Raw genomic sequence first — 22,431 nt, 5'->3', positions numbered from 1 at the left:
TTTCTCCTCAGGCCGGCAACGCGGCGTTGGCGTGATGGCCGCGCTGATGCGCTGCTTCACTGAATTGGCTCTCGCCGTGCATTTCCGCCAGGCGGGTAATGAACTCATCGACGAACACCCGCATGTCAGCGCTGACTTCCTTGTTGCGGGTAATCAGGCGGTTGTAGCCAAACAGTGCCGGGATCGCGACGAACAGGCCCATGGCAGTGGCCAGCAAGGCGGCCGCCATTCCCGGTGCAATGGCGTTGATGTTCACGTCACCGGCCATCGCGGTGCCTAGGAACACCACCATGATCCCCATGACCGTACCGAGCAGGCCGATGTAAGGGCCGCCAGCGATGGCGTTAGAGAGGGTCGAGAGCTTTGAGCTCAGTTGCTGGTTTTCACGGGTGCGCACACCGTCCATGGAGCAACGGATGGCTTCGATGGTGGCGGCAGACACCGACGAGGTATCAGCGCCCTGGGCACGGCGGGTACGGATTTCCTTGACCGCCACCAGGTACAGGCGCCACAGCGGCGAATGGGTCAGACGCTCGGCCAGGGCCTTGTCATCGGCAAACATTTCCAGACGCGTACCAACTTGGGCGAACTGCTCGCGGAACACTTCGTTGGCCTTGCTGACGCGAGTGACCATGCGGTTTTTGCGGATCATGATGATCCACGACTGAATCATCATGCCCACCAGCACCAAAATGATGATCCAGGCATCCATCGGCACGGCATTGAACAGGAAACCCAGGCTGCCGAAGCCGAAGCCCGACTGTTCTTCATCAACGCCATAGGCAACCAGTTTGGACTCGGAACCCTGCGCGGTGGCATCTGCCAGCAGCAGGCTGGCCGGGCGTGCGACCTTGGACAGGCGCAACTCGTCAATGGCCCCATTCAACGGTTGGTAGTGGCTTGGCTCAGCCTCAGCGGCCTGCGGCACATCAGCACCAATGGCCATCGGCGAATTGAAGGCAGGCATGGCCACTGCCAGGCTGGCGGCTTCACGGCCGTTGACAAACAACGAGGTTTTTTCGCTTTCGCCAGTCAGTGCCAGGTGTTGCCATTGGCCCGGGTTCAGTGGCTGGTTCGAGACGGCGCGGTGGCCGTCGATTTCAACAAAAGGCACGCCCTGATCGGCACCGACCAACAGGCTGTGACCGGCTTCACGGCGGGCCAGCAACAGTTGCTCACCGGCCGGCTGGTCCAGACGCAACCAGGTGCTGAAGGTGAAGGCAGCACCCGCGTTGTGTTGCAGCGACGGGCTGGCTGGCAGCAACACCGGTTGGCCGCCAAGCTGCAAGGCACGCCCGATAACTCCGTCAATGCTGGTGCCGGTGGCGTTTTGTGCAGTGTTGCCGTACGCCGTGGTGTCACGTGCCGGTGTGCCGTTGGCGCCTTCAAAATGGTAAAGCGCGGTGTAGTTTGGATCGAACGTCAACTGACCGTTCGAAGTGGCCGCGGCTTTCTGATTGCCGTAGTACATCCACAGGTCTTGACGCTGGCCGCCTTCGACCTTCGGTACATCGACCCAGATCAGCGCCATGCCCATCAGCGGGTCAAAACTTTCGATCTGGTGATTGAACACCGTCTTGTCGTCAGCACTGACAAAGCGCAGGTCTGAACCGTCTTCCTTGACCCCGTCAAAGGTGAAGTTGCCGGTGTGCAAACGAACCAGCAACGCAGTGCGGCCCAGCGGGTCATTAATGGCCGCGCCTTGTGGCGTGGTGTCCACCGAAATCTGTTTGCGGTAGTGCCAGTCATCCTGCCACCAGGCATGGGCGGTGGCCGGGAGCGCGAAGCCCAGGCAAATCAACAGACTCATTAATATGCGTTGCATGTGAACGGATCTCCGTGAAAGCGAATCAGAAAGTCGCCTGCACACTGAAGTGCAGTCGAGAGTCATGTTTTTGGGTGTTCGGGCCATCGACCAGCGGGTAGCCCCAGTCCAGGCTGCCGGACAGCCACTTGCTCAAACTGGCGCGGGTGCCTAGGCCGACACTGGCCAGGCGGTAGTCGTCTTCTTGCTCTTCCAGCGCGTCGCGCAGGTACAGCTGTGCCGCGTCGGCAAAGGCGTAAAAGCGCCATTCCTGCACGTAACTGCCGAGGTATTTGGCCAGCGACGGGGTGCGTACTTCTTGCGAGAGCAGGTAGCCTTCGTCACCGGTGCGCTCGGCGGCGAGGTAACCGCGCACCGAGGTGGCGCCGCCGGCGGAATACTGTTCGTTGGACACCAGCGGGCCAGAGGCCAACTGGAAGCCGACCTTGGACGCCAATTGCCAGTCGTTCTTGAACGTAGAAGTCAGGTTGGCGTCGCCCTTGAGCACGGCGAAGCTCGGGCTGGCATCCCAGCGCTTGTCGCGAAATTCCTGGGAGTCGCTGCCGTAACCGAAAAAAGCCCGGGTGCCGATCACCAGGTTCAGGCCGAGCCCCAGCTGTGTTTGTTCGGTGTAGTTGTAACCGTTGTAGCCAAAGGTCAGCGGCGCGTACTTGAGCGGCACCTTGTCGTTGCTTTCGCCAAAGCGCAGTTGCTCATCGAAGTCTTTGAAATCAACCCCGGCCGACAGCGAGTTGGCCCATGTGCCGCTCGACGGCAGGCTGTAGATGGCCGACACACCGTAAGAATGACCTTTACCCAACACGTTGCTGCCGCCGATGGTGGCGATGTTGCTGTCCGACTGATAACCCGAGAACTGCAGGCTCCAGCGTTCGCTCAAAGGCGCGGTATAAGAACCGGACCAGACTTTGGCGTTATCCATGTCTTGCGGGGCGGTGAAGAACGTCAGGGAAACGCTGTGGCCCAACTGCCAGAGGTTGTCGTAACCCACGGTGGCGACGCTGCGCAGCCTTTTGGTGTCGGCGCTGTAGTCGTTGTTCAGGCCCAGGCTGGCATGCCAGGGGCTTTGGTCTTCGACTTGCAGGTCAATGTCCATGGTGCCGGGGCGCTGCCCTTCGTGGACGAGTGGCGTGACCTGGCGCCCGGCGTTGCGGTTGATGCCTGCGAGCTGGGTTTGCACGCTGGTGAAATCCGGCACGGTGCCTTCCTTGAGGCCCGGCACTTCTTCCCGGATTTCTACAGGCGAATAGTGCTTGGCGCCCACCACCCGTACCCGCCCGACTTTGGTTTCGCTGACTTGCAGGTACACGATACCGTCGTCGACTTTCTGCTCGGGCAGTTCGATAAACACCGATTGATAGCCGCGGTCCTGGTAAGTCTTCTGCAGGGCATCGCGGGCGCCCTCGATATCACTCAAGGTTTTTTGTGGCCCCAGGAAGGGATACACCGCTTCTTCGATGGCCTGCGCGTCGAGCACGGTATTGCCGCGTACGAAGTACTCGTTGACGTCTACCCGCCGCTCTGCACCTTGCGCCTGCGCGCCTTGCTCTTGCGCCAGTACCGGCTGCGCCAGCGCCAGCCAGCACAGCGCTGCGCCGCCGACCGGCCTGATTGACTTGAACAAATGCTCCACACCGCCCCCTAAATTGCCGTAATAAAACCCGTTGCCTAGCGCGTTACACAGGTAAGACCGGCGTGGTCGGGGGCTACCGAACTGATGTCATAAAAGCTTCATTCATCTTTTTAAACAGGACCCAAAGTCCCTGTAGGAGCGAGCTCGTCTCGCGATCTTTTGATCGTTAAAAGATCGCGAGACGAGCTCGCTCCTACAGCGAAATGAGGTGCCAAAAAAAAGGGGTGATCAATGATCACCCCAAGGTCGAACTACAAAAATGTGCTGCGGTTACAGGCTGATCTGACCCCGCTCCTCGTCGGTCAAGCTCGCACGTGCCTGTTCACTCAATGGCCCGGCGCCCAGCACCTGCACTGGGCTGTTGGGGTTGTAACCGGGCTGCGCCCGGGTTTGTTCCGGCCCGTGTTGCACCGACTCACTGCCAAAGCTCAACACTTCAACGGTGACGATTGATGCACGTTGCTGCCGCGCCGCCGCCTGCTGGTTGCGCGCGGCGTTGTCGGCTGCCTGGGACGCTGCCGCGCCCGCCGAGCTGGCAGAAGACAAGGCTCCAGTGTTGACGGTTGCCGACACCGGCACCCCGGACGATTTGCCCTGGGTCTGGATGTTCGCCGCGTTGACGACACGCAAGGCGGCGATGTTGATGTTGCCCGACACGCGAATCCCCGCCTCGCCCGCGTCAATGGTGCCCAAGGGTGCAATCAGGTCGATGTCGCCTGCCGGCACTTCCGGGATCGGGTTGAGCGTGGCAATACCCGCACCGGTACTTGGCACCGAAGGCGACAGGGCGACGTTGCCCCAGTTGTCATAGGTGCGTTTCGGCGGTGTGTAGACCACAGTGGTTTTCGAGCCCCGGCCGGCGTTGATGTCACCTTCGGCGGACCAGCCCATGATCGCCCCCCCGAAGGTGGTCATGATCCGGCTTTGGCCCAGCAGGATGCTGCCCTGTGAGTACAGCTGGATATTGCCCGCGCCCTGGGTGATGACGCCCGCCGAAGCTGGCGGTGCGACACCCTCGATGCCAAACGTCTGGCTGCCGCCCGGGGTGAGCATCTGGATGCTGCCACCGAAGTCGGTGTGAACCCCGGAGCCGCCAAACATGCGGATGTCACCCTGATAAGCGATTGGGTTACCCGCCACGTCCTTCTCCGGGAACAGCGCCGCAATCGCAGCCCGGCCACGGGCATAGCTGCCTTCACGCACGCCACCGGCCTGGTTGTACTCGCGACCGCCTGCCTGCAGCTCGGCAAAATACACCTCGCGGGCAAACACGCGCTGCTGCTCGCCTGGCAATTGATTGAAGTAAGCCACTGCCTGCTCGCTGTCACCGGCAAAACCAAAGCGTTCAGCCAACCATGCCACCAGCTCTTTCTCGTAGGTCTTGGCCACTTTACCGCCCGACACTGACAACGGTTCACCCGCAGCCAATTGGTTAGCCGGATTGAGGTAAGCCTCGACAAAACGCTGGTAGTCCACACCGTTGGCGCCCGTACCGGCTTGCAGGGCAATGCTCGCACCTTGACGCAAATCACCAGCAATGATCGGCCCGATGCTGGTCACGCTGACCTTGTCGTCCATGACGATGCTGCGCCCGGCGGTGATCTCCAGCCCACCCGGGCCGGCAATGTTGAAGCTGCTGTAAATGATGTCGCGCCCGGCCGAGACGATGGAGATGTCGGTCGCGTTGTTATGAACGAACAGGTTACCCGTGGTGATCACACCCGGATAAATCTCGCCATTGTCACCCGGGTTGGCACCGCTGCTGACAATATCGCGCCCGGCCATCATCCACACCGGGCGACTGCCTTCGTACCAGGTCTCGCCGACATGGGCCACGTTGGCGTTTTGGTACGCAATGATCCGGCCGCTGTTGACGCCCACAAGGTCACCCTTCACTGCATAGAAGCGCGCAGGATCAGCGCTATTACTCAACGCTTCAGAGGCTGTACCCGGACCAAACGTAAACAGTGACAGCCCGCCATTGCCGTAAGTGCCGTAGTTACCGGTTTGTGACAGGTTGCTGTAGTTCTGCCGCCCGAGTGTGGCAAAAAAGGCCGGATTCCACGGGGTGGCGATGCTGCTGAGCGCTGTACTGGATTGGGTCACGCTAAAGCCACCGGCGTAAATCGAGTCCTGCGCAAGGAACTGCAGTTGCCCGTTTTTGCCCGGTGCCAGGAGCAGCGGGTAGGTGTAGCTCGCGTAATCACGGGTGGTGCCGGCCTTGCCGTAGTAAAAACTGCCACTGGCGGCGGTCGCCCTGAGGATCGATGGATACACCACTGCCATGTCGGTGTTCGAGCCCACCATGAACGGCGTCAGGTTGCCCCCTTCGGCATACAGGTCGACGGCCGTATCAGGCGTCCACAAGGTAAACCAGCTGCTGGAGCCGCCAATGAGACCATCACGGCTGAAGGCCGATCGGTTGTACTGCGTCACACGCCCTGCATCCTCAACCGTTTGCACCACCAGGTCGCCCAAGGTGTGCAGGCTGAACGTGGCATCGCCTGCCACCAGGGTTATCCCGCCTTGCGGTTTGCTGCGGCTGGCGCGCAACGGTTCGGCTGCACGCACATCACCCGGCACCTGGGCCGAAGTGCCGTAGACGGTGTCGATGCGCCCGATACTGCCGGCTTGCACCTGTACATTGCCGCGTGTGTTGATCAACACACCGTCACGATTGCCGAGCGTTTCGATGAGAGCCTGAGGGTTGAGCGCACCGCTGACCTGCAGACGCAGGTCGCCGCCACCGGTGAGTTGCAGGCTGCCATCGCTGCTCACCCGACCCGTACTGCCAACGGCCAGCACCAGGCCCTGGGTGCGTTTGTTGTTGCCATCGGGCGTGGGTGTCGGTGCTTTCAAGGAGCCTGCGTCGCCCCCTACGGTCACGTCCAGGTCACCGCCACCCAAGGTACCGAAGCCGGTGAAGCCAATCAGGTTGTCAGAAATGATGTTGGTGTACGTACCAAAGTTGATCCACCAGGCCGTCGGCTGCGCCTGCCCGCCCGTGGCCACGTCGCCGCTGCCCTGACGCCAGAGCCAGTTACCGACATCCGCCCGGTTGTTGCCGTAGTCATCGGGGTTGGGTCTGAACTGGCTATAGCGCCCGCCGTTGTCGAGGTTGCCGGTGAGGTTGCCATTGACGTTCAGCGTCAGGTTACCGCCCGCCTCGGGGTACCAGGCGCGGTACAGGCTTTCGCTGCCACCGTTGACGAACTGCTCGAAGTAGCTGGGGTTTTCCTTGAGCACAGTGCTGCCGCCCAGCAACGCCCGTGGCTGGTTGAAAGGATCGCCCGCGTAAGTACCGGTAGACGAAGTACCCGCCGTGTAAACGCCGTAAGACGAGTCCACGCTCAGGTTGCCACCGCTGAGCAATTGCAGGTCGCCGGTGCCGGTACGCACGACGCTGAAGCTCGAACTGGTAGGCAGCGGTGCATATTCCTTGGGGCTCTTGGACAAGCAATAGTCCGGTGAATCCACACAGAACTTAGACGCGCCGCCTTCAACCCCCAGGTCCGCCAGGAACTGGTCATCGATCACGCCGCCCACCTCAACGATGATACCGATGCTCTCAAGGTCAGCCGCGGCGTACTCGGTCCACACATAGGTGGTTTTGGCCTGGCAATACTCCGCAAAGTTGCTGCAGAACTCGGCAATCGTGCCCAGACCAAACTCATCCAGAACCGATTGATCAATCGGATCACCTTCCTTGACCACAACTCCCGCATCACCAAGATCATTGACCGCGTAGGCGGTCCAGACCAGCACGCCTTTAGGTGGCAACTCTTTGGCAAACATGCCGTAGTGGCTGTCAGCCAGGCGCAATGTACCGGTACTCGGGTGCGGCTGAAGCAGGCGGCTGTCGGCTGCCTCCGTGTCCGCCCCGGCAACCAGACGCAACGACCACGACTGCGAGCCCTCGGCCAGCATCGGTGCAATGGCCCAGACTTTACCCTGACGCCCGGCCACTTCAGGGCGCAACTGAATCGAATCCACGTCGCCCACCAACTTGACGTTGGTGCCCACCGGAATCAGCGCACCGCGCGCCAAGGTAATGTCACCATCCAGGGTGACGGTATTTTCAATCGTATTCAGGGGCCGTGCCATGCCAGGCAATGGCACGCCTTTTGGCCAGACCATGGCGCGCAGCGAGGCGGACTGACCCAACAAGGTCCCGGCTTCCAGTTGAGTACCGGCTTGCAAGGTGTACGGCTGGTTCAGCAAGGTGCCTGCTGCCAGCAGCGTGTTACCCGAAGCGTCGAGTACCGCAGCCGCCAACACTGTGCCGGCAGGCAAGGTCAGCGCTTGTGCCAATGTTGCCCGCGCAGGCAAGCGCGTCCCGGCCTCCACGGTCATGCCTTTGATCGGCAAATCGTAATTCAGTACCGAGCCGGCCATGTAGGTGGTGCCATCTGCCAGAACCACACCATTGCCCGGCACGATGGTGTCGCCGCTGGTAAAGTCTCGACCTTTCAACAACACCCAGCCGTTGTCATCCATTGTTTCCGGCGGCGGCGCGAAGCCATCGTTGATGCTGCCGTAGATGCTCAGGTCGCCCCCGGCGCGCAGGGTCAGGCTGCCGGACTCGCCCGAGCCGTACACCGAGGTTTTCTGGCTGTTGCGGTTGAGGCTGGCGTAGCGATAGCCGGACAGGTCGACATCGCCCTGCACCACCAGATCGCCATTCGCGGTGTTGCTGATGATTTCCACGCCCGGACGCAGGTGGAAAGCGTCAGCGTAGGTGGCGTTGTTCAACCCGGCCAGCTTGTTGTTCAGCAGGTTGCTGTTTTGCAACGCGGCATTGATAAACGCCGTGCTCAAGGCGTGCTTGCCATCCAGATACGCCTGATCAATCACCTGATACGGCTTGCCGCTGGCGGTCGGATCGGTCATCACGGGCGCATCATCGTAAGTCGCCATGCCGTTAAGGGTGATTGCCCGCGCACCTTTAATATCCAGACGGCCGCTGGCATGAATGGCGATGTCGTTGTTATTCAGGCGTGGCGCGTTCATTTCCAGGGTGCCGCGGTTGCGCCCGTCATTGCCCTGCGTGCCGGCAGTGCCGTGACGCAGGTCGATGCGCACGCCGTCTGCCAAGGTCAGTTGTCCGGTGCCGGAACCCAGCACCACCATCGCCCGGTTCGGTGAATCGATGATTTTGCCGTAGCTGTCGACACGCACCTGGCTGCCGTGGGCATCGAGCACCGCGCTGCCGTCCAGGGTCAGGCCTTTTTTACCCGCCAGGTTGATGCTGCCCACGCGTTCACCGCTGGCGTCCACCAGGCCTGTGACACGCAGCGTGCCGTTGTCGACCGAGACGTTGATGGTATTGGCCTTGAGGCCGTTACCGATGGTCAAGTCACCCTGCTTGAGCTGGAAGCTGCGGGCGCCGAAGACTTCGCCGTCATTGAGGCGCTGGTTGAGCGCTGCAAACTGCTGATCCAGCGAGCCTGTGGCACCCAGGCGCTGGGCCTGGACTTCGACGCTGCTGCCCTGATACGGCACAAGGGTGCCACCGGCATTGTAATAACCGCTGTTGCCGCCCAGGATCTTGCCTTGCAGATCCACCATACCGCCCGCCGCGTCCAGCGCCACGGCGCGCAGTTTGCCACCCTGGTTGTGTTTGGCTGACAGGTCGGTGGTCGAGCCCGCCGCCTGGCGGATATTACCGTGACGGCTGTCGAGCAATACATTGCCGCCCGCACCGTATTTAGTGATGTCGTTGAACACCACGGCACGACCGGCCACGTCGATCAACGATTCATCGGTCAACACCACATCGCCTGTGGCGTCCAGCGTGACTTTGCCGCTCGGCAGCACCACTGCCGAGGCCAGGCGAAGGGTGTCGCCCTTGAAGGAAAGCTCGCCACCGTAGCCGTTGACCGCGCCACGAGGGCCGCCAGATGAAGAGATATCAATCGCACCGCCCGCGGTAATGCGGTTCAGCGAACCCCCTTCACCGGTCATTAATGGCGTCACGATGTTGAGATTGCCGCCGCTATAAGCAAAGCCTGTGACCGGGTCATACGCGCCCTGGCGTTGGTACACAGACAGGCTGCCTTTGTAGTTGGCGGTGATGCGATCGCTGGCATTCAGGTTGACGTTGGCAAAACCCAGCACCAGACGGTCAAACACGGTGTTGCTGCTGGGCTGGGCGAACGGACCATAACCAAACTCGATGCGCTCGGCGTTGATATCCAGACGGCCGCTGCCGGTCCCGGCGCCGTCAGTGATAACCGCGCCCGGTGCGCCCGTGGCACCTTGCCAGATCAGATTGGCGGTGTGGATGGTCGCGACATCTTCGGCATTGCCCAAGCCGTAGATCGCCGGGGTCGACAGCACCAGATTGTTCAGCAACGACTTGCCGGTCTGGGCGTCGTAGGTGTCCAGCAGCGTGCTGCCATAGAAGTTGAACGCCTGACCCGCTGACAGTTGCAGGGTTTCCAGCGCCGGGGCACCGGTGCTGGAGTCACCGCGCAGCAAACGTTCGAGCACTTGCTGGTTAAGGGTCAAGCCCGCTGGCAACACCTTGCGCGCGGCTGCATCCGCCAGCCCGGCCGTGCTGCCGACGTTAATGTTGCTCAAGGCCAGCGTCAGGTGACGGGTGCCATAACGCACGGCATCGTCCAGTTGCAGGGATTTATCGGTGGCGGCAACGATACTGCCCTCGGAATAGATCGTGGTCTGGCCCGAACAGTAGCCGCTCGGGCACACACCGATCTGGATATCGCCCGTCGGGTCGCCGGTGCGGTTGACATAAGGCAGCACATTGATCAGGCCATTGGACACGGCCAGCATGCTCGGCACACCCTCGTAAACAAACCCGTCGCGAGCGTCATAGGCAGCTGCACCGCGACCCAGGGTGGTAATCGAAGCCCCCTGCTCGATCACGATGCTGCCGGGGCCTGCCACGATCATCACTTCAGGTGCCGAGAGGGTCGCACCGCTGCGCAGAAACACCGAGTTGCCCGGAGTGTTCACGCCATAAGGGAACTTGACGATATTGCCGTTACGGCCATATTCCACTTGGGGCAAGCCGCCAATAAGGATGCGCTTGGCATTCAGATTGTTAAGGCTTTGCGCCGTCAGCGTCAGCCCTTCGAAAGCCTCCAGCGGGCTGTTGGCATCGACAATTTGGGTATAGCGGTTCTCGAGGGTCGCGCCGCCCAGGTTGATAACGCCCACGGTGCCGCCGTAACCGCCTTTGGCCGCTTCAAACTGGCCAATGCCGTCGAAGGTGAAGGTGTCTTTGCCGCCACCGCCGGTAAACGCCAGCTTGAGGGTTTTGGCGTCCACTTCCAGCATGGGCCGTGGCACACCGAGCCTGGCGGCATCGGCCATGGCGAATTGGGCGTAGCTGGTTTCGTTGTACTGCGAATAACGGCGCAAGGTGTCGGCCGAGGTCAGGATCACCTGGCTGTTAATGCTGTTGTGAATGCCCGTATTGATAATCGACAGTTGCCCGGCCGTTGACCAAGACCCGTTGCGCATCAGTGTGGTGGCGCCATCACTGCCCTGCCCGGCCAGGCCGTTGATCTCTACCCGCAAAGCCCCCGGTTTCAAGGCATACGTTGACGGCATCAAGGTGTAGGTGCCTGCGGGCAAGCCCGGCACGCCTGCGCCGATAGTGATTTGCTGGCCCACCAGCGGCGTGCTCGCGCCGGCTTCGCCCGTGGCCGGTGCATAGCCGGCTTGAACGCCCGGCACAATGGCGTAGACCGGGTTGGTCGCGAGGCCCGGCAAGGTAAAGCCGCCGTTGGCACCAAACTGCACCAGCGGGTTGAAACGTGCATCGGTCGAACCGCCTCGCCCTGAAATAAAGCCTGCGCCCAACAACTCCCCGCCGCCGGACAAATCCAGGGTGGCACCGGGCATTACCGTCGCCTTGGCACCGCCCAAAATGACCCCGACCGTTAGCTCGCCGCTGCCGGTCAGTCCCAGGCCACCCTGGCCGACGAAGACCACGTCTTTACCCTTATAGCGATAAACCTGATCATCCACGGTGCCGCCATACGGCAATACCAGGCCTTTGGCGCTGACCGACGTCAGGCTGCCCGGCAACAGTTCAACCCGGGAGTCGCCCACGTTACCGAGTTCAATCATCCCCAACGGCGCACGCAATACGCCGCCCTGCTTGATGGTGTAAGCCCCCAGTTGCAGACGCCCGAACACCGAGTCCGGGGCCACGCCGTGATCATCGCCGACCTTTTCGATGGTCAGGGTACGGGTCGGATCGAAAACCAACCGATTGTTAATGATGTTGACGTCGCCCACCAACACTTGGGCGTTGATGTCAGAGCCCGGGTAGATTCGCGCGGCACGCAGGGTCAAGTCCCCCGCTGTACGTAATTGGGTACTGAAGCCACTGGAGGTATCGCCGCCATCGCGCCCGGCGAGAAAGCGTAGGTCGCCGCTGCTGTTGAGCTGGACGTTATCGAAGCTCAGCGTGTCGCCGAAACCAACGCGATCGCGAATGTCCAGCAGATCACTGTCAACGACTAACGTGCCCTGGCTGCGGAACCCTGGCGTCGTGTCAGCGATGTAAGGCCGCGTCCAGGCTTCCATGCCGGATTTATCCGGTTCGAGCAGGCCACTGAGGACCACATGCGGGGCACTGAAGTTAACGTGAGAAGTCGGGTTAGCGTTGCGTGTCAGGCTGACGCCGCCGGTATACAGGTGCAGGCTTTGCCCCAGGTTCAGCGAAATATCACCGTCAACGCTGAACACACCCCGAACCAGCAACGTCAGATTGTCAAAACCACCTGCCTTGACCTGATCCACACCCAGTGCGCCATGGCCGTAGACCAACGAATCTGCCGCTGTTTCGGCACTGTCAGCCAAGGCAATGGTTTTATGCTGCTGGCTCAAGACCAGTTCACGCACCGGCAAGACCCGGTTGGTGACGTGCTCCTTCAGGTAATACGGAGCTTCCAGGGCCAACGACAGACGCCCGCCAGCCGCACCTGCACCACCGGCATTGGCGTTGAAGTTGCCGTCCAGGTACAGGCCATTATTGGAAGCGAAGGCAATGTTGCCTCCATTGCTGGCCACGTTGACGCGGCCCTGCCCCGGTATGTCCAATAGGGCTTGAGTACCGGATGCATCCAGGCGTGCGCCTTCGCGCACCACCACAAACAGATCGCTGGCCTTGGCGATGCCGGTGTCCGGATTGACATCGCCGCCGACGATGATCTGCCCGCCATTGCGCACCTGACCATAAACACGGCCAAGGCTGTCAACGCCAGTCACGGCACGCGAGGCTACGTCAATGACCGCCTGCTCACCGATCCAGATCGAACGGCCATGGCCGATGGCGTCGATTTTATTCGACTCGCTGTTGGCCAACCCCGCGAGGCTGACAGTGCCGCCCCAGGCGTTGAGCGTGCCATCGACCGTCAGTTGGCCGATGCTGCGCAGGTTAATCGCTTGACCAGGATCAACCGTGACCACCGCGCCTTTACCCACCGTCAGGGCAGTGGTCGCAGCCAATGCACCCGAGGCGATGGTGGTACCCGCGTTCAAGTTGAGGCTGGCGCCACGGCGCTGGGTCAACACACCCTTGAGGGCGTTTTCCTGGTACAGCGCCGGGGTCCAGCGCTCCAGCGCGGTGGTCGGGTCGCTGCCCGTTGGCGTGGTCGCAGCCTGTTCACCCTGATGGTAGACCGGCATCGAAACATCAACGTGTGTGCCGTCGGTGACCAGCAGGCCTTCGTTACCGGTGATGTCGTAGGCCGAGAAGCCTTTTTTGAAGAAATCACCGGACACATGCAAGGTGTCGGCGTCGGGTGCCGTGGTAGTGTCGCCGATCTGCACCTTGCGCGCCTGTACCGCCAGAGTACCGCCGCCGGTGACCCCGTATGCGCGCAGCTCACTGCCCAACTCAAGCGTCTGCATGGCCGCCAGGGTTGCACTGCCGCCCTTGCCGCCGATGAGCTTGCCGTCCAGGCCAATGGTGGCCCCGGAAGACACATCGATCACACTGCCTTGCGCCAGTTCCAGGTCGCCGGTGGTGCGCAGTGACACCTTGCCGCCATTGACCCAGGCCGCGCCAGGGTTGTTCGCAGCGTCCTGCGCCAGGTTGTTCCAGCGCCCGGTTGCGTCGAGTTTGACCCTGTCAGCCACCTTGACCCACGCCGGTGTGCCGTTGCTTGGCCGCAGGTAGACATCACCCACCGTCATGTCGCGCTCCCTGTCGGGCTGCAGGAAAATGTTGCCGGCGTTGATGCTGCCTGCGTGGGCGGTCAGGTTGGCATTGATGGCTGCCCGTGGGGTCAGCAGCGTGATATCGCCGCCATCGGCCACTTTTAGCGCGCTGTTGACCGTGATTTGCTGCTTGGCAGAACCTTTGATTGCGCTCAGTTCAAAGCCATTGAGCTGATCACTGTCGAGAATGATTTTGCCTTGACGCTCAGTCGGCAACGCAGCCAAAAGGTCCAGGCCGTTGGCGATTTTTTCGACGCCCGTGTCAAACACGATCTCGCCGGTGACCGGGTTCAAGCTGTAGCGCAAGGTCCCGGTGCTCTTGTTGAACACCGGCGTGTAGCTGCCGATGATCAGTTGCGCCCGCTGCGCCGCAGCTTTCTGCGACTGCTGATAAGCGTCGATGTTGATGATCGGGGTTTTGATCTGGCGATCGCCCTGGAACACATCACTGATCAACTGGCCTTCAAGCACGGCGCTGGTAGTGCCGATAACCAGCTTGCCGGCGTCACTGCCCACGGTATAACCGGCCTCGTAGCGGCGCTGCGAAGCAATCAACGGGTTGTAGTAATAGTCTGTGCGGCCCCAGCGCTGGCTGGTGTCTTCAAAACCTTTGTAAAAGCCGGAATACAAAATGTCGCCCGGCGCCTTAGACAATTCGTACAGGCGGCCGTCCGGGCCTTTGAGCCAGCTCTGTTGAATGTAACCGCCCTGCACATCTACGGTGCCGCCCGACAGGTTGAACTGCGCGTTTTTCTCCGTGACCACTTCATTGCCGGTAAAGGTCAGCGTGCCGCCTTGAGCCATCCACTCGCCCACGGTATGCCCTTGGGTACCGAGGTAGCCGCCCACTTCCAGCAAGCCACCGGCGGTGTACCAGCGATCCGTCGCGTAACCGTTGGTGCCTGCCGGGACAAACACCAGTTCGCGCAGATCAACCCACACATCGTTGTTGATCAGTTTGCCGCCGTCACGGTTGACCGGCGCGTCGCGCTGCTCGTTACCCTGCACGTTGATCTTGATATTGTTGGATTCCATCGACACCTTGACGCCCACGGCGCCTGACACGTCGATCATCGCGCCGTCGCGGACAAGGCTGCGCTGAGCCGCGGTGACTGCGACCTGGCCGCCGGTTGCCAAGGTGATAGAACCGTCCTTGAACTCCACCGTAGCGCCGCTGACGATCTCGACCCGGGACTGATCGATACGGTCACTGATGGTGCTGAGGTGGTTGAACTGCCCGGTGGGCATATTGACCGCGTTCGGGCGGCCATCAAGGTTGATCAGGCCACTGTCACGCTGACTGTTAAGCGCGGTATTGCCCGTGGCATCCAGCAGGATCGCGGTGGTACTGCCCTGCCCCAGGGTCACGCTGCCGGTTTTATCGGTGACCGCGTTCAGCAGGTGGATCGTGCCGCGCGTGTCCACCGAAGTACTGGCCAACGCCACGCCGTTTTGCTCGACCTTGTGCCCGGTCAGCGTCACGTCACCCGTCGACGCCATGATCAGGCCATTGTTGACGACCGTACCCGCCGTGCTGCCCGCCTTGAGGCTGGTCGCGACTTCGTTGCCGCGGGTGGTGGAGTTCTGGTTACCTGAGGTCCCTACGCCACGGCGAATATAAAAACTGTCGCCTGCGGCCAGGGTGGTCTGCCCCTTGGCGGTGATGATGGTGCCGGCGTTTTCAACCTCTGAACCGAGCAGCAAGGCATAACCACCGGACTCGGTGGAGAGCGTGGCGGCGTGGGTCTGAATCATCGCGCCGCGCTGTACTTCAACCTTGCCTGCGGCGTCGGTAAACGTCGGTTTTGAGCCGTCGACATCGACATAAATACCGCGTTGGGTGAACTGGTCATCGGTGATGTTCGCGGCACCGGCCACCAGATTGCGCACGTTGACCTGGCTGGTACCGCTGAACACCACGCCGTTACGGTTCATGATCATGACCGTACCGGCGCCCTTGATCTGGCCCTGAATTTCGCTGGGCTTGGCGTTCGGATCGTTGACCCGGTTCAGCGCGGCCCAGTTTGACTGCTGCTGGAAATCGACCGTGGTATTGCGCCCGACGTTAAACGTTTCCCAGTTGAGGATCGCCTTGTCAGCGGTCTGTTCGATGGTCACGGTGGTTTTACCACCGGCCTGGGTTTGCGTCGGGCCTTTGGCGTTGGTCCAGCCTTGGGTCAGGCTGTTATCGACCAGCAACCCCCCTTTGCCCAGCCCGTCCGGGATGTTCGACACCTGCCCCAACGCCGCTTGCCGTCCGGCAGCCTGCGCGGCTTGCTGCGCAGCAATCGCCGCCACACTGGTATTCAGGGTGGTCAAAGACCGTTGCAACTGCTGATTGGCCTTGGCCTGTTGATTCAGCGTCGGAATCTTCGGCATTTGAGCATTGTTGCGCGCAGCGGTTGCAGCCTGAGACGCGCCCTTATCGGCAAACCAGCCGGAGCTGAACGCCGGGGCACCGTGGGCAGTACCCGCCACCATCAGCAAGGCAATGGCATGGGCCAATGGCTTGAGGCGCACGGTGAGTTGGCCGCCAGGGCCTTGGGCTTTCGGGTTAACCGGTGGTTTGCAACGGACCATCTGGACTCATCCTCATTGGTTCTCGCTTGAAAGCGAGCTTCACGTTTAGGAGATAGGCAGTTGGCAGAGGGCGGGACTGAACCATTGTCATTGAAAGTTCATAAACAACGCTGTTGCTGCGGCGTCGATACGGTGCTCAGGTTTACGCCAAGCGTGGCGCAAGACCCTTGCTCGCGATCATTTGATCTTGCTGCGCCCTCTCCCAAGGAGAAGGCATTGGTCAGGCGTTCGCTTTCACTAACTCAACAACACCACGCCACCCGGCAGTTCGGTGCATTTGGCGCCGTAGGCATCGCGGATCATTACGGCTACACCTGGCAGTTGTTGCAGGCTGAAGCGTGCCTGCACGCGCCGTTTGCCCAGTTCAGTGTTGAGCAACACCAGCATGCCGGGGCGGTAGCGGTTGATCTCGTTGACCATGTGCGCCAACGTCGCGTTGTTGAACACCAATACCTGTTCGCGCCAGGCAGTCACCGCTTGGGTATCAACCGCCACAGGCTCGTCAACTTGGGTCGCGGTGTAGGTCAGTTGGCGGCCACTGTCCAGACGCAGGTTGTGCCCGTTAACCTGCACTGCAACGGAGCCGTCCAGGCACGTCACGCAGACGCTGTGGTCAGTGTTGCGTACGTTAAAACGCGCCTGCGCAGCACTCAGCCAGCCTTTGCCCGCCTGTATCTTGAGCGGTTGTGCAGCGTTGGCCAGCACCTCCACTTCGCCTTCCAGCAATTCGATGCCCTGGTCGCGCTGACTGACGCGGGTCTGAGTGTTGAGCTCAAGACGAACACCTTCACTCAGATCCACCCCGCGCTGCTCTCCGACCGCCGTGCGGTAGTCAGCGGTGAGCCCGTCAAAACCACCCGGCACACCGACCCGCACCATGACCACCGCCGCCGAAGCAGCAATGGCCGCGCCCAGAAATGCACGGCGGCCAAAATGCCGTGGCGGCTGCTGGACTTGGGCGGCGGCAGGCGCCATCTGTTGCCACAGCACCTTCGCCTGTTCAAATGCCTGGGCGTGCTCGGGGCTCTGTGCGCACCAGTTTTTCAGGGCCTTGGCATCAGCAACCGTGGCCTTGCCGGAGGTCAGCAGGATCAGCCAGTCCCGGGCTTCTGTCTGAAGCTGGCTGTTTGACCGATCCCGGGAAGCGGGGAAGCTAAAAATGTTCAAGCGCGTCAATTCTCACGGATTATCAGGGACTCATTACTTAAGACGGTTTTCCGGCCCCGGGACCGAACCGCTGAATGACTTTTCTTTCGAGGCGCTGCGCACAAAAGCCTAAAGCCGCCTTGATTTCCTTTTCAACCATGCGCGTTGAGATACCGTAGCGCTTGGCAATTTCCAGGTGCGGGGCTTCTTCGACACGTGCCGCGAGGAGGATTTTGCGCTGGCGCGGTGGCAGCGCATAGAGGGCTTTGACCAGGCTCTGGATTTCTTTTTGGCCGCCGACCACCCGTGAAGGGTCAAGGGCTTCATCGCTGGGTTGCAACAGGTCTTCGATTTCACTGCCGGTCAGCAGGCGCGCATCGGCCTGACGGCGATCAGCCGCAATATTGAGGGCCATGCGGTACAGGTAGGCGTTGGGTTGCAACAGGTTGGGCGGCACCTCCATGCGGTCTACCCGCAAATAGGTCTCGTGCAGCACATCGCTGGCCAGGTCTTCAGAACCCAGGCGCTTGCGCAAACGCACCTTGAAGTCCTCGTAAGACGCCAGAAACAAGCTGACCATCGTACTCTGCCCGGAATTTTTCATGACCCCGAGGCTCCTTTCCCTGCTGTACATTCCATGCGTGTTCCTGCGGTTTCAGGCATCAAAAGTAAAGTCACCGGTGAGCGCAGTGAGCTGGGAGCCGGTCGATTGACACGGGTGGCGCCCAGGCTACGAACCAATGCTTCATCGCGTTGTACATCACCGGTGGTGCTGACCAGCCGGCTGTGTTCGATCAAACCTTCACGATTGACCCATACCTGCACCAGCGCACGAAAGGTGCCGGGACGGGTCAGGGGTGAAGCGCACAAGCTGCGCTCAATGGCCGTTTGCAACGCTGCGGCGTAGCTGTTGTTGATCCGCGCCGCAGCCGCCCTGCCCTTGGCGCCGTGCGGCTCAACCTGGCGACTGACTTCAGGCACTTGCAAGGTAAACGCGTCGCTGCTGGCGTATCGAGCCATCAGACCACTCCCTGTCAGTAACACACCCAATGCCTGCTGGGCGGTGTAACGGCCATGCACGCCGATTGAACGCCGCCCGCGGGTCAGTTCCCGGTCCACCAGCACGGCCATGCCGGTGGCCTGGCTGAACGCTTGCAACGCTTGCTCAAGGTTTTGCGCGGGCAGGTCCATGTCCAGCAGCGGCGTGGCCTCTGCCGTCATTGCGGGCGGTGCCCACAGCAACACCCACAGCAATGCCAGGCAACTTGCTGCGTGAGTCCAAGCCCTGCGCTCGCCCTTTGCTCCGCTTCGCTGCACTGCTTGCGCGCCCTAGAAAACCGTCATCCTGAAGCGCGTTTATGAAACTGACGTTACAGTGATGGCAAAAAAACATCGCACGACTGTCACACAGCCTGCTCTAGACTTCGCCCTGATAGCGGCCCTCATTCCTCGGGCCCGCATGGAGACCCCGATGAAACTGCTCCCCGCCCTCGCCGGTGTTTTTTTGTGTGCGGCGTTGCCTCTGGTAGCCCACGCTGAAGACGCGACCAAAGGCTGCACTGAAGTGAAAGTGGATGGTTACCGCTCGCCGGACTACGACTGTTTGAGCCAGCAGTTGGGCACGGGCCAAAACGCCGACAAAGCCGCACAGAAAAACGCCGAAGCCCAACAGGTGCCGGTGGACAAGCGCCAGCCGAATCAGATCGGGCTGTCGACCCCTGCAGCCACCAGCGTACGCATGGGCAATACCTTTGGTACGTCGGTAAAGCCGCAGCGGCCTTGAGGGGTTAAGCGCTTACGAATGTTGCGCGTAGAACCCGGCGATCCGTCGCCACATTTCGGTCGGATTGGAGTAAATGGGGAAGTGTCCGCAGGCCGGTATCTGCGCCAATTGCACGCCCGCACGTTGAATGGATGACAGGTACGACAGCGAGGCGTTCTGTTCGCCATACATAAACAGGCGCGGGCAACTCAGGCCAAGGAATTTGCCCATCAGGTCGGCGTTATCAGACAAATCGACCATGGACTCGAGGATCCCGCGCACCGCCTCGGCTCGTACCTTGTGGCGCAAGCTTGCTGAATACAGCGCGCTGGCAAACGCCGGTACCTGGCGGGTGCGTTCGATAAAGGCATTGAAAAACGCCTGCGGGTCCTGGGCCGGGTAATCCACGATCTGGCGGCTGAGAAAACAGTCTTCGGGGGCAATATTGCCTTCAATATTGACAAAGCTCAGCACCCGCTCAGGGTACTGGTGGGCCAGTAACAGCGCATTCAGCCCGCCCATGGAATGGCCGACCACGTGAAAGCGCTCAATACCGAAATGTTCCATTACCTGAAGGGCGGTTTGTAACTGGAATGGAATGCTGACCCGCGACAGGTCATCGCAGCGGGTTTCACCACACCCCGGTGCATCGAAGGCCAGGAATGGATGCCCGGCGAATGCTGGCTGCAGGGCAATGTCTGCGTAGTCTTCTTTGGTCGAGCCAAAACCATGCAGGAACACAATCGGGGCCAAATCGCCTTCGCGGTGGATGGCGGCGACATTCATCGGCACGCCCTCGACACTGAGCGGCAACTGGTGGTGGGTAAAGCTGGTAAGGGTTGGCACGTAAAACCTCTGGTACAAAAAACAAAGCGCCAATGTCGGGGCAATTGCTGCCGGTGTACATTCCTTATTCCGTTAGGTTTTGATAGGCCAAACCTATAAAAACCACAGACCCGGACTCACACCTTGTCGCGGAATCTGGCAATGATTTCATCGATCAGCGGGTTGGCACGCTCGGCATTCCAGGCCACGGCGGTGGTTACCACATTGAGCTTCTGGCTCAACGAGCGAAACACCACGTTGGCCGGGGCCAGCTTCTTCAAGGACGCCGGAACCAGCGCAATACCCTGCCCATAACTGACAAAGGCAATCTGTGACGCCACCGAGCGTACTTCGTGCAGCACCCGTGGCGAAAAACCGCTGGCCTTGCAGGTGGCGATCAGGTTGTCGAAATACACCGGGCTGACTTTGCGCGAGAACATCACCAACGGCTCATTGGCCAGGCTGGACAGGTTTATCCGGCTGCGCGAAGCCAGGGGGTGATCCGCGGCCATCGCCACCACCAGACGGTCTTCGAGCAATGGCAACGACTTGATCGATGCGCCCAAGTCACCGTCCAGGCGGGCAAACGCCAGATCAATGTCTGACGATTCAAGGGCCGGTACGGCTTCAACACTGTCGATTTCACGCACCGAGACGGTCAGGTGCGGATAGTCGTTTTTCAATTGTTCGATCAAGCCCGGCAGCACATCGAACATCGCCGTAGAAATTGCCCCAATGGTCAAAACCCCCGACTGGCCGGCCACGGCTTCTTCAACGGCCAGTTCCAGACGCTCCAGTTGCTCGGCGAATTTACGTACCGCCGGCAGAATCGCCGCGCCCACCGGGGTCAATTTGGCACCGCGCCGGGAGCGATCAAACAACTTGACCTTGAGCGCTTGCTCAAGCACCTGAATCTGCTCGCTTAAGGGCGGTTGCGACATGCCCAGGCGCTTGGCGGCGCGGCCGAAGTTTTGCTCTTCAGCCACGGCCAGGAACAACCAGAGGTGACGGATCAGACGGAAATTGATCATGGTTTATCCATAGGTTTGGCGTATCTAACGCTTATTTGATTCGTAATATACCTATCAAACACACTCCTCGACACTGGGCGCCTTCGTCACCACCGAGGTTCCCCCCATGAAGCCCCTCTGCTTGCTTGACCGTTTGGCCGCGCTGGACACCAACACGGTGTCTGATGCCCTCGATTTCCTTGGCCTCAAAGGCGCCACCGCTGGCCTACGGCCCTTGTGGAACTGCCCCAAAATCGTCGGCCGCGCCAGCACCGTGCTGCTCGGCCCCAAAGGCGACAACCTGCCCACCGTGCATTTGATTACCCCGGTGGTTGAACGTATCGACAGCGATGATCGGGTGTTGGTGATCGCCGGAGGCCTTGAGGGCATCTCGTGCTGGGGCGACACCCTGGCCAATGCCGCTGTCAGCAAACGTGTGCGCGGCACGGTGATTGACGGCTTCAGCCGTGACATCGACGGCAACGCGTCCATTGGTTACCCGGTGTTTGGCCGTGGCGTAACCATGATCAGCGCACGCAACCGGGTGGTGCAGATCGACTCGGCGGTGACGATCACGGTCGCAGGCGTCGAGGTCAGTGAAGACGACTACGTGATCGCCGACAACTGCGGCACGGTGTTTGTGCCTCAAGCCGCCATTGAGCAGGTTGTGACGATCGGCGAGCGCATCACCCGCCGCCAAAACGCCATGGTCGACGCCGTGCGCGCGGGCCGCTCAGTGGCCGAGGTCATGCACGACAGCCAGTTCGATGCCATCAATACGGAGCACGCACAATGAATGATCAGCAGTTGGTCGCCCTGTTTGAAGGGCTGGACACTCCAGGCGTCTCTGATGCCCTGGATAAACTCGGCTTGCCCGGCCAGTGCCTGGGCATCGCCCCCCTGGCCAACTACACCCAAGTGGTTGTGGGGCCTGCATTCACCGTGCAATACGTTTCGGCCAGTGTTCCGCCGGGAACAGTGGGCGACTTTATTGATGACGTAGCCCCCGGCGACGTGGTGGTGATCGATAACGGCGGGCGCACCGACTGCACGGTCTGGGGCGACATCATGACCCAGTACGCAGGAAGCCGGGCCATCGCCGCCACGGTCATCGACGGGGTTTGCCGGGATGTCAGCAAAGCCTTGCATGACGGCTACCCGGTGTTCAGCAAAGGGCGTTTTATGCGCACCGGCAAAGACCGCGTGCAAGTGCAGTCGGTGAATCAGCCCGTGTCCATCGGCAGCGCCCGTGTGTGCGCCCGCGACATTGTCGTGGCCGACGCCAACGGCGTGGTCATCGTGCCGCGAGCCCGCGCAGCTGAAGTTGCCGCGTGCGCCCGTCAGATCGAGTCGGTAGAAGCCGAAATCCGCCAGCAGATCGCTCAGGGCAACTCCTTGAAAGACGCCCGCGCGGCGCTCGGCTATCACCACTTGCAGAGTAAGCACCGATGAG

Annotated in this window: 11 protein-coding genes; 3 read left to right on the top strand and 8 right to left on the bottom strand. The window is 60.9% G+C overall.

What is annotated here, in order from left to right:
• Positions 1 to 7: 7 nt before the first annotated feature.
• The 6 genes from GHO32_RS16945 to GHO32_RS16920 form a co-directional block, all read right to left on the bottom strand.
• On the bottom strand, positions 8 to 1,825 hold the full coding sequence (locus GHO32_RS16945) for a DUF2341 domain-containing protein (RefSeq protein WP_153332547.1): 1,818 nt from the start codon (positions 1,823 to 1,825) through the stop codon (positions 8 to 10).
• 25 nt (positions 1,826 to 1,850) lie between these two features.
• Complete coding sequence (locus GHO32_RS16940; RefSeq protein ID WP_178109959.1) at positions 1,851 to 3,455, bottom strand: ShlB/FhaC/HecB family hemolysin secretion/activation protein; 1,605 nt, start codon at positions 3,453 to 3,455, stop codon at positions 1,851 to 1,853.
• A gap of 270 nt (positions 3,456 to 3,725) precedes the next feature.
• Positions 3,726 to 16,235 carry a filamentous hemagglutinin family protein gene (locus GHO32_RS16935; protein ID WP_153442924.1) on the bottom strand — a complete coding sequence of 4,170 codons (12,510 nt, stop codon included), beginning with the start codon at positions 16,233 to 16,235 and terminating at the stop codon, positions 3,726 to 3,728.
• A 237-nt stretch (positions 16,236 to 16,472) separates the two neighbouring features.
• Positions 16,473 to 17,402: a FecR domain-containing protein gene (locus tag GHO32_RS16930; RefSeq protein WP_153332551.1), complete on the bottom strand. Its 930-nt coding sequence runs from the start codon at positions 17,400 to 17,402 to the stop codon at positions 16,473 to 16,475.
• A 37-nt stretch (positions 17,403 to 17,439) separates the two neighbouring features.
• Positions 17,440 to 17,985, bottom strand: a complete 546-nt coding sequence (locus GHO32_RS16925) for an RNA polymerase sigma factor (protein ID WP_153332553.1) — start codon at positions 17,983 to 17,985, stop codon at positions 17,440 to 17,442.
• Positions 17,982 to 18,602 (bottom strand): STN domain-containing protein, encoded by a 621-nt coding sequence (locus GHO32_RS16920; protein ID WP_153332555.1) that lies wholly within the window; start codon positions 18,600 to 18,602, stop codon positions 17,982 to 17,984. Before GHO32_RS16920 ends, GHO32_RS16925 begins: the two co-directional genes overlap by 4 nt.
• Positions 18,603 to 18,852: 250 nt before the next feature.
• Between GHO32_RS16920 and GHO32_RS16915 the strand changes: the two genes are divergently transcribed.
• Entirely contained in the window at positions 18,853 to 19,164 is a 312-nt protein-coding gene (locus GHO32_RS16915; protein ID WP_153332557.1) for a hypothetical protein, read from the top strand.
• 12 nt (positions 19,165 to 19,176) lie between these two features.
• Here GHO32_RS16915 and GHO32_RS16910 read toward each other — a convergent pair whose 3' ends face one another.
• Positions 19,177 to 19,929 (bottom strand): alpha/beta fold hydrolase, encoded by a 753-nt coding sequence (locus tag GHO32_RS16910; RefSeq protein WP_153332829.1) that lies wholly within the window; start codon positions 19,927 to 19,929, stop codon positions 19,177 to 19,179.
• Between the two features lie 176 nt (positions 19,930 to 20,105).
• On the bottom strand, positions 20,106 to 20,999 hold the full coding sequence (locus GHO32_RS16905; RefSeq protein ID WP_153332559.1) for a LysR family transcriptional regulator: 894 nt from the start codon (positions 20,997 to 20,999) through the stop codon (positions 20,106 to 20,108).
• A gap of 106 nt (positions 21,000 to 21,105) precedes the next feature.
• Here GHO32_RS16905 and GHO32_RS16900 point away from each other — a divergent pair, with 106 nt between their 5' ends.
• On the top strand, positions 21,106 to 21,774 hold the full coding sequence (locus tag GHO32_RS16900) for an RraA family protein (protein ID WP_153332561.1): 669 nt from the start codon (positions 21,106 to 21,108) through the stop codon (positions 21,772 to 21,774).
• A complete protein-coding gene (locus GHO32_RS16895) occupies positions 21,771 to 22,430 on the top strand; it encodes an RraA family protein (RefSeq protein ID WP_153332563.1) in 660 nt (219 codons plus the stop codon). The genes GHO32_RS16900 and GHO32_RS16895 overlap by 4 nt, the downstream gene beginning before the upstream one ends.
• The last annotated feature ends 1 nt before the right edge of the window (position 22,431 follow it).

It is taken from the genome of Pseudomonas sp. FSL R10-2189 (assembly GCF_009600325.1).
Taxonomy (GTDB): domain Bacteria; phylum Pseudomonadota; class Gammaproteobacteria; order Pseudomonadales; family Pseudomonadaceae; genus Aquipseudomonas; species Aquipseudomonas helleri.
The sequence above is the reverse complement of the archived record's forward strand: the minus strand, read 5'-3'. Positions and strand labels throughout refer to the sequence as shown.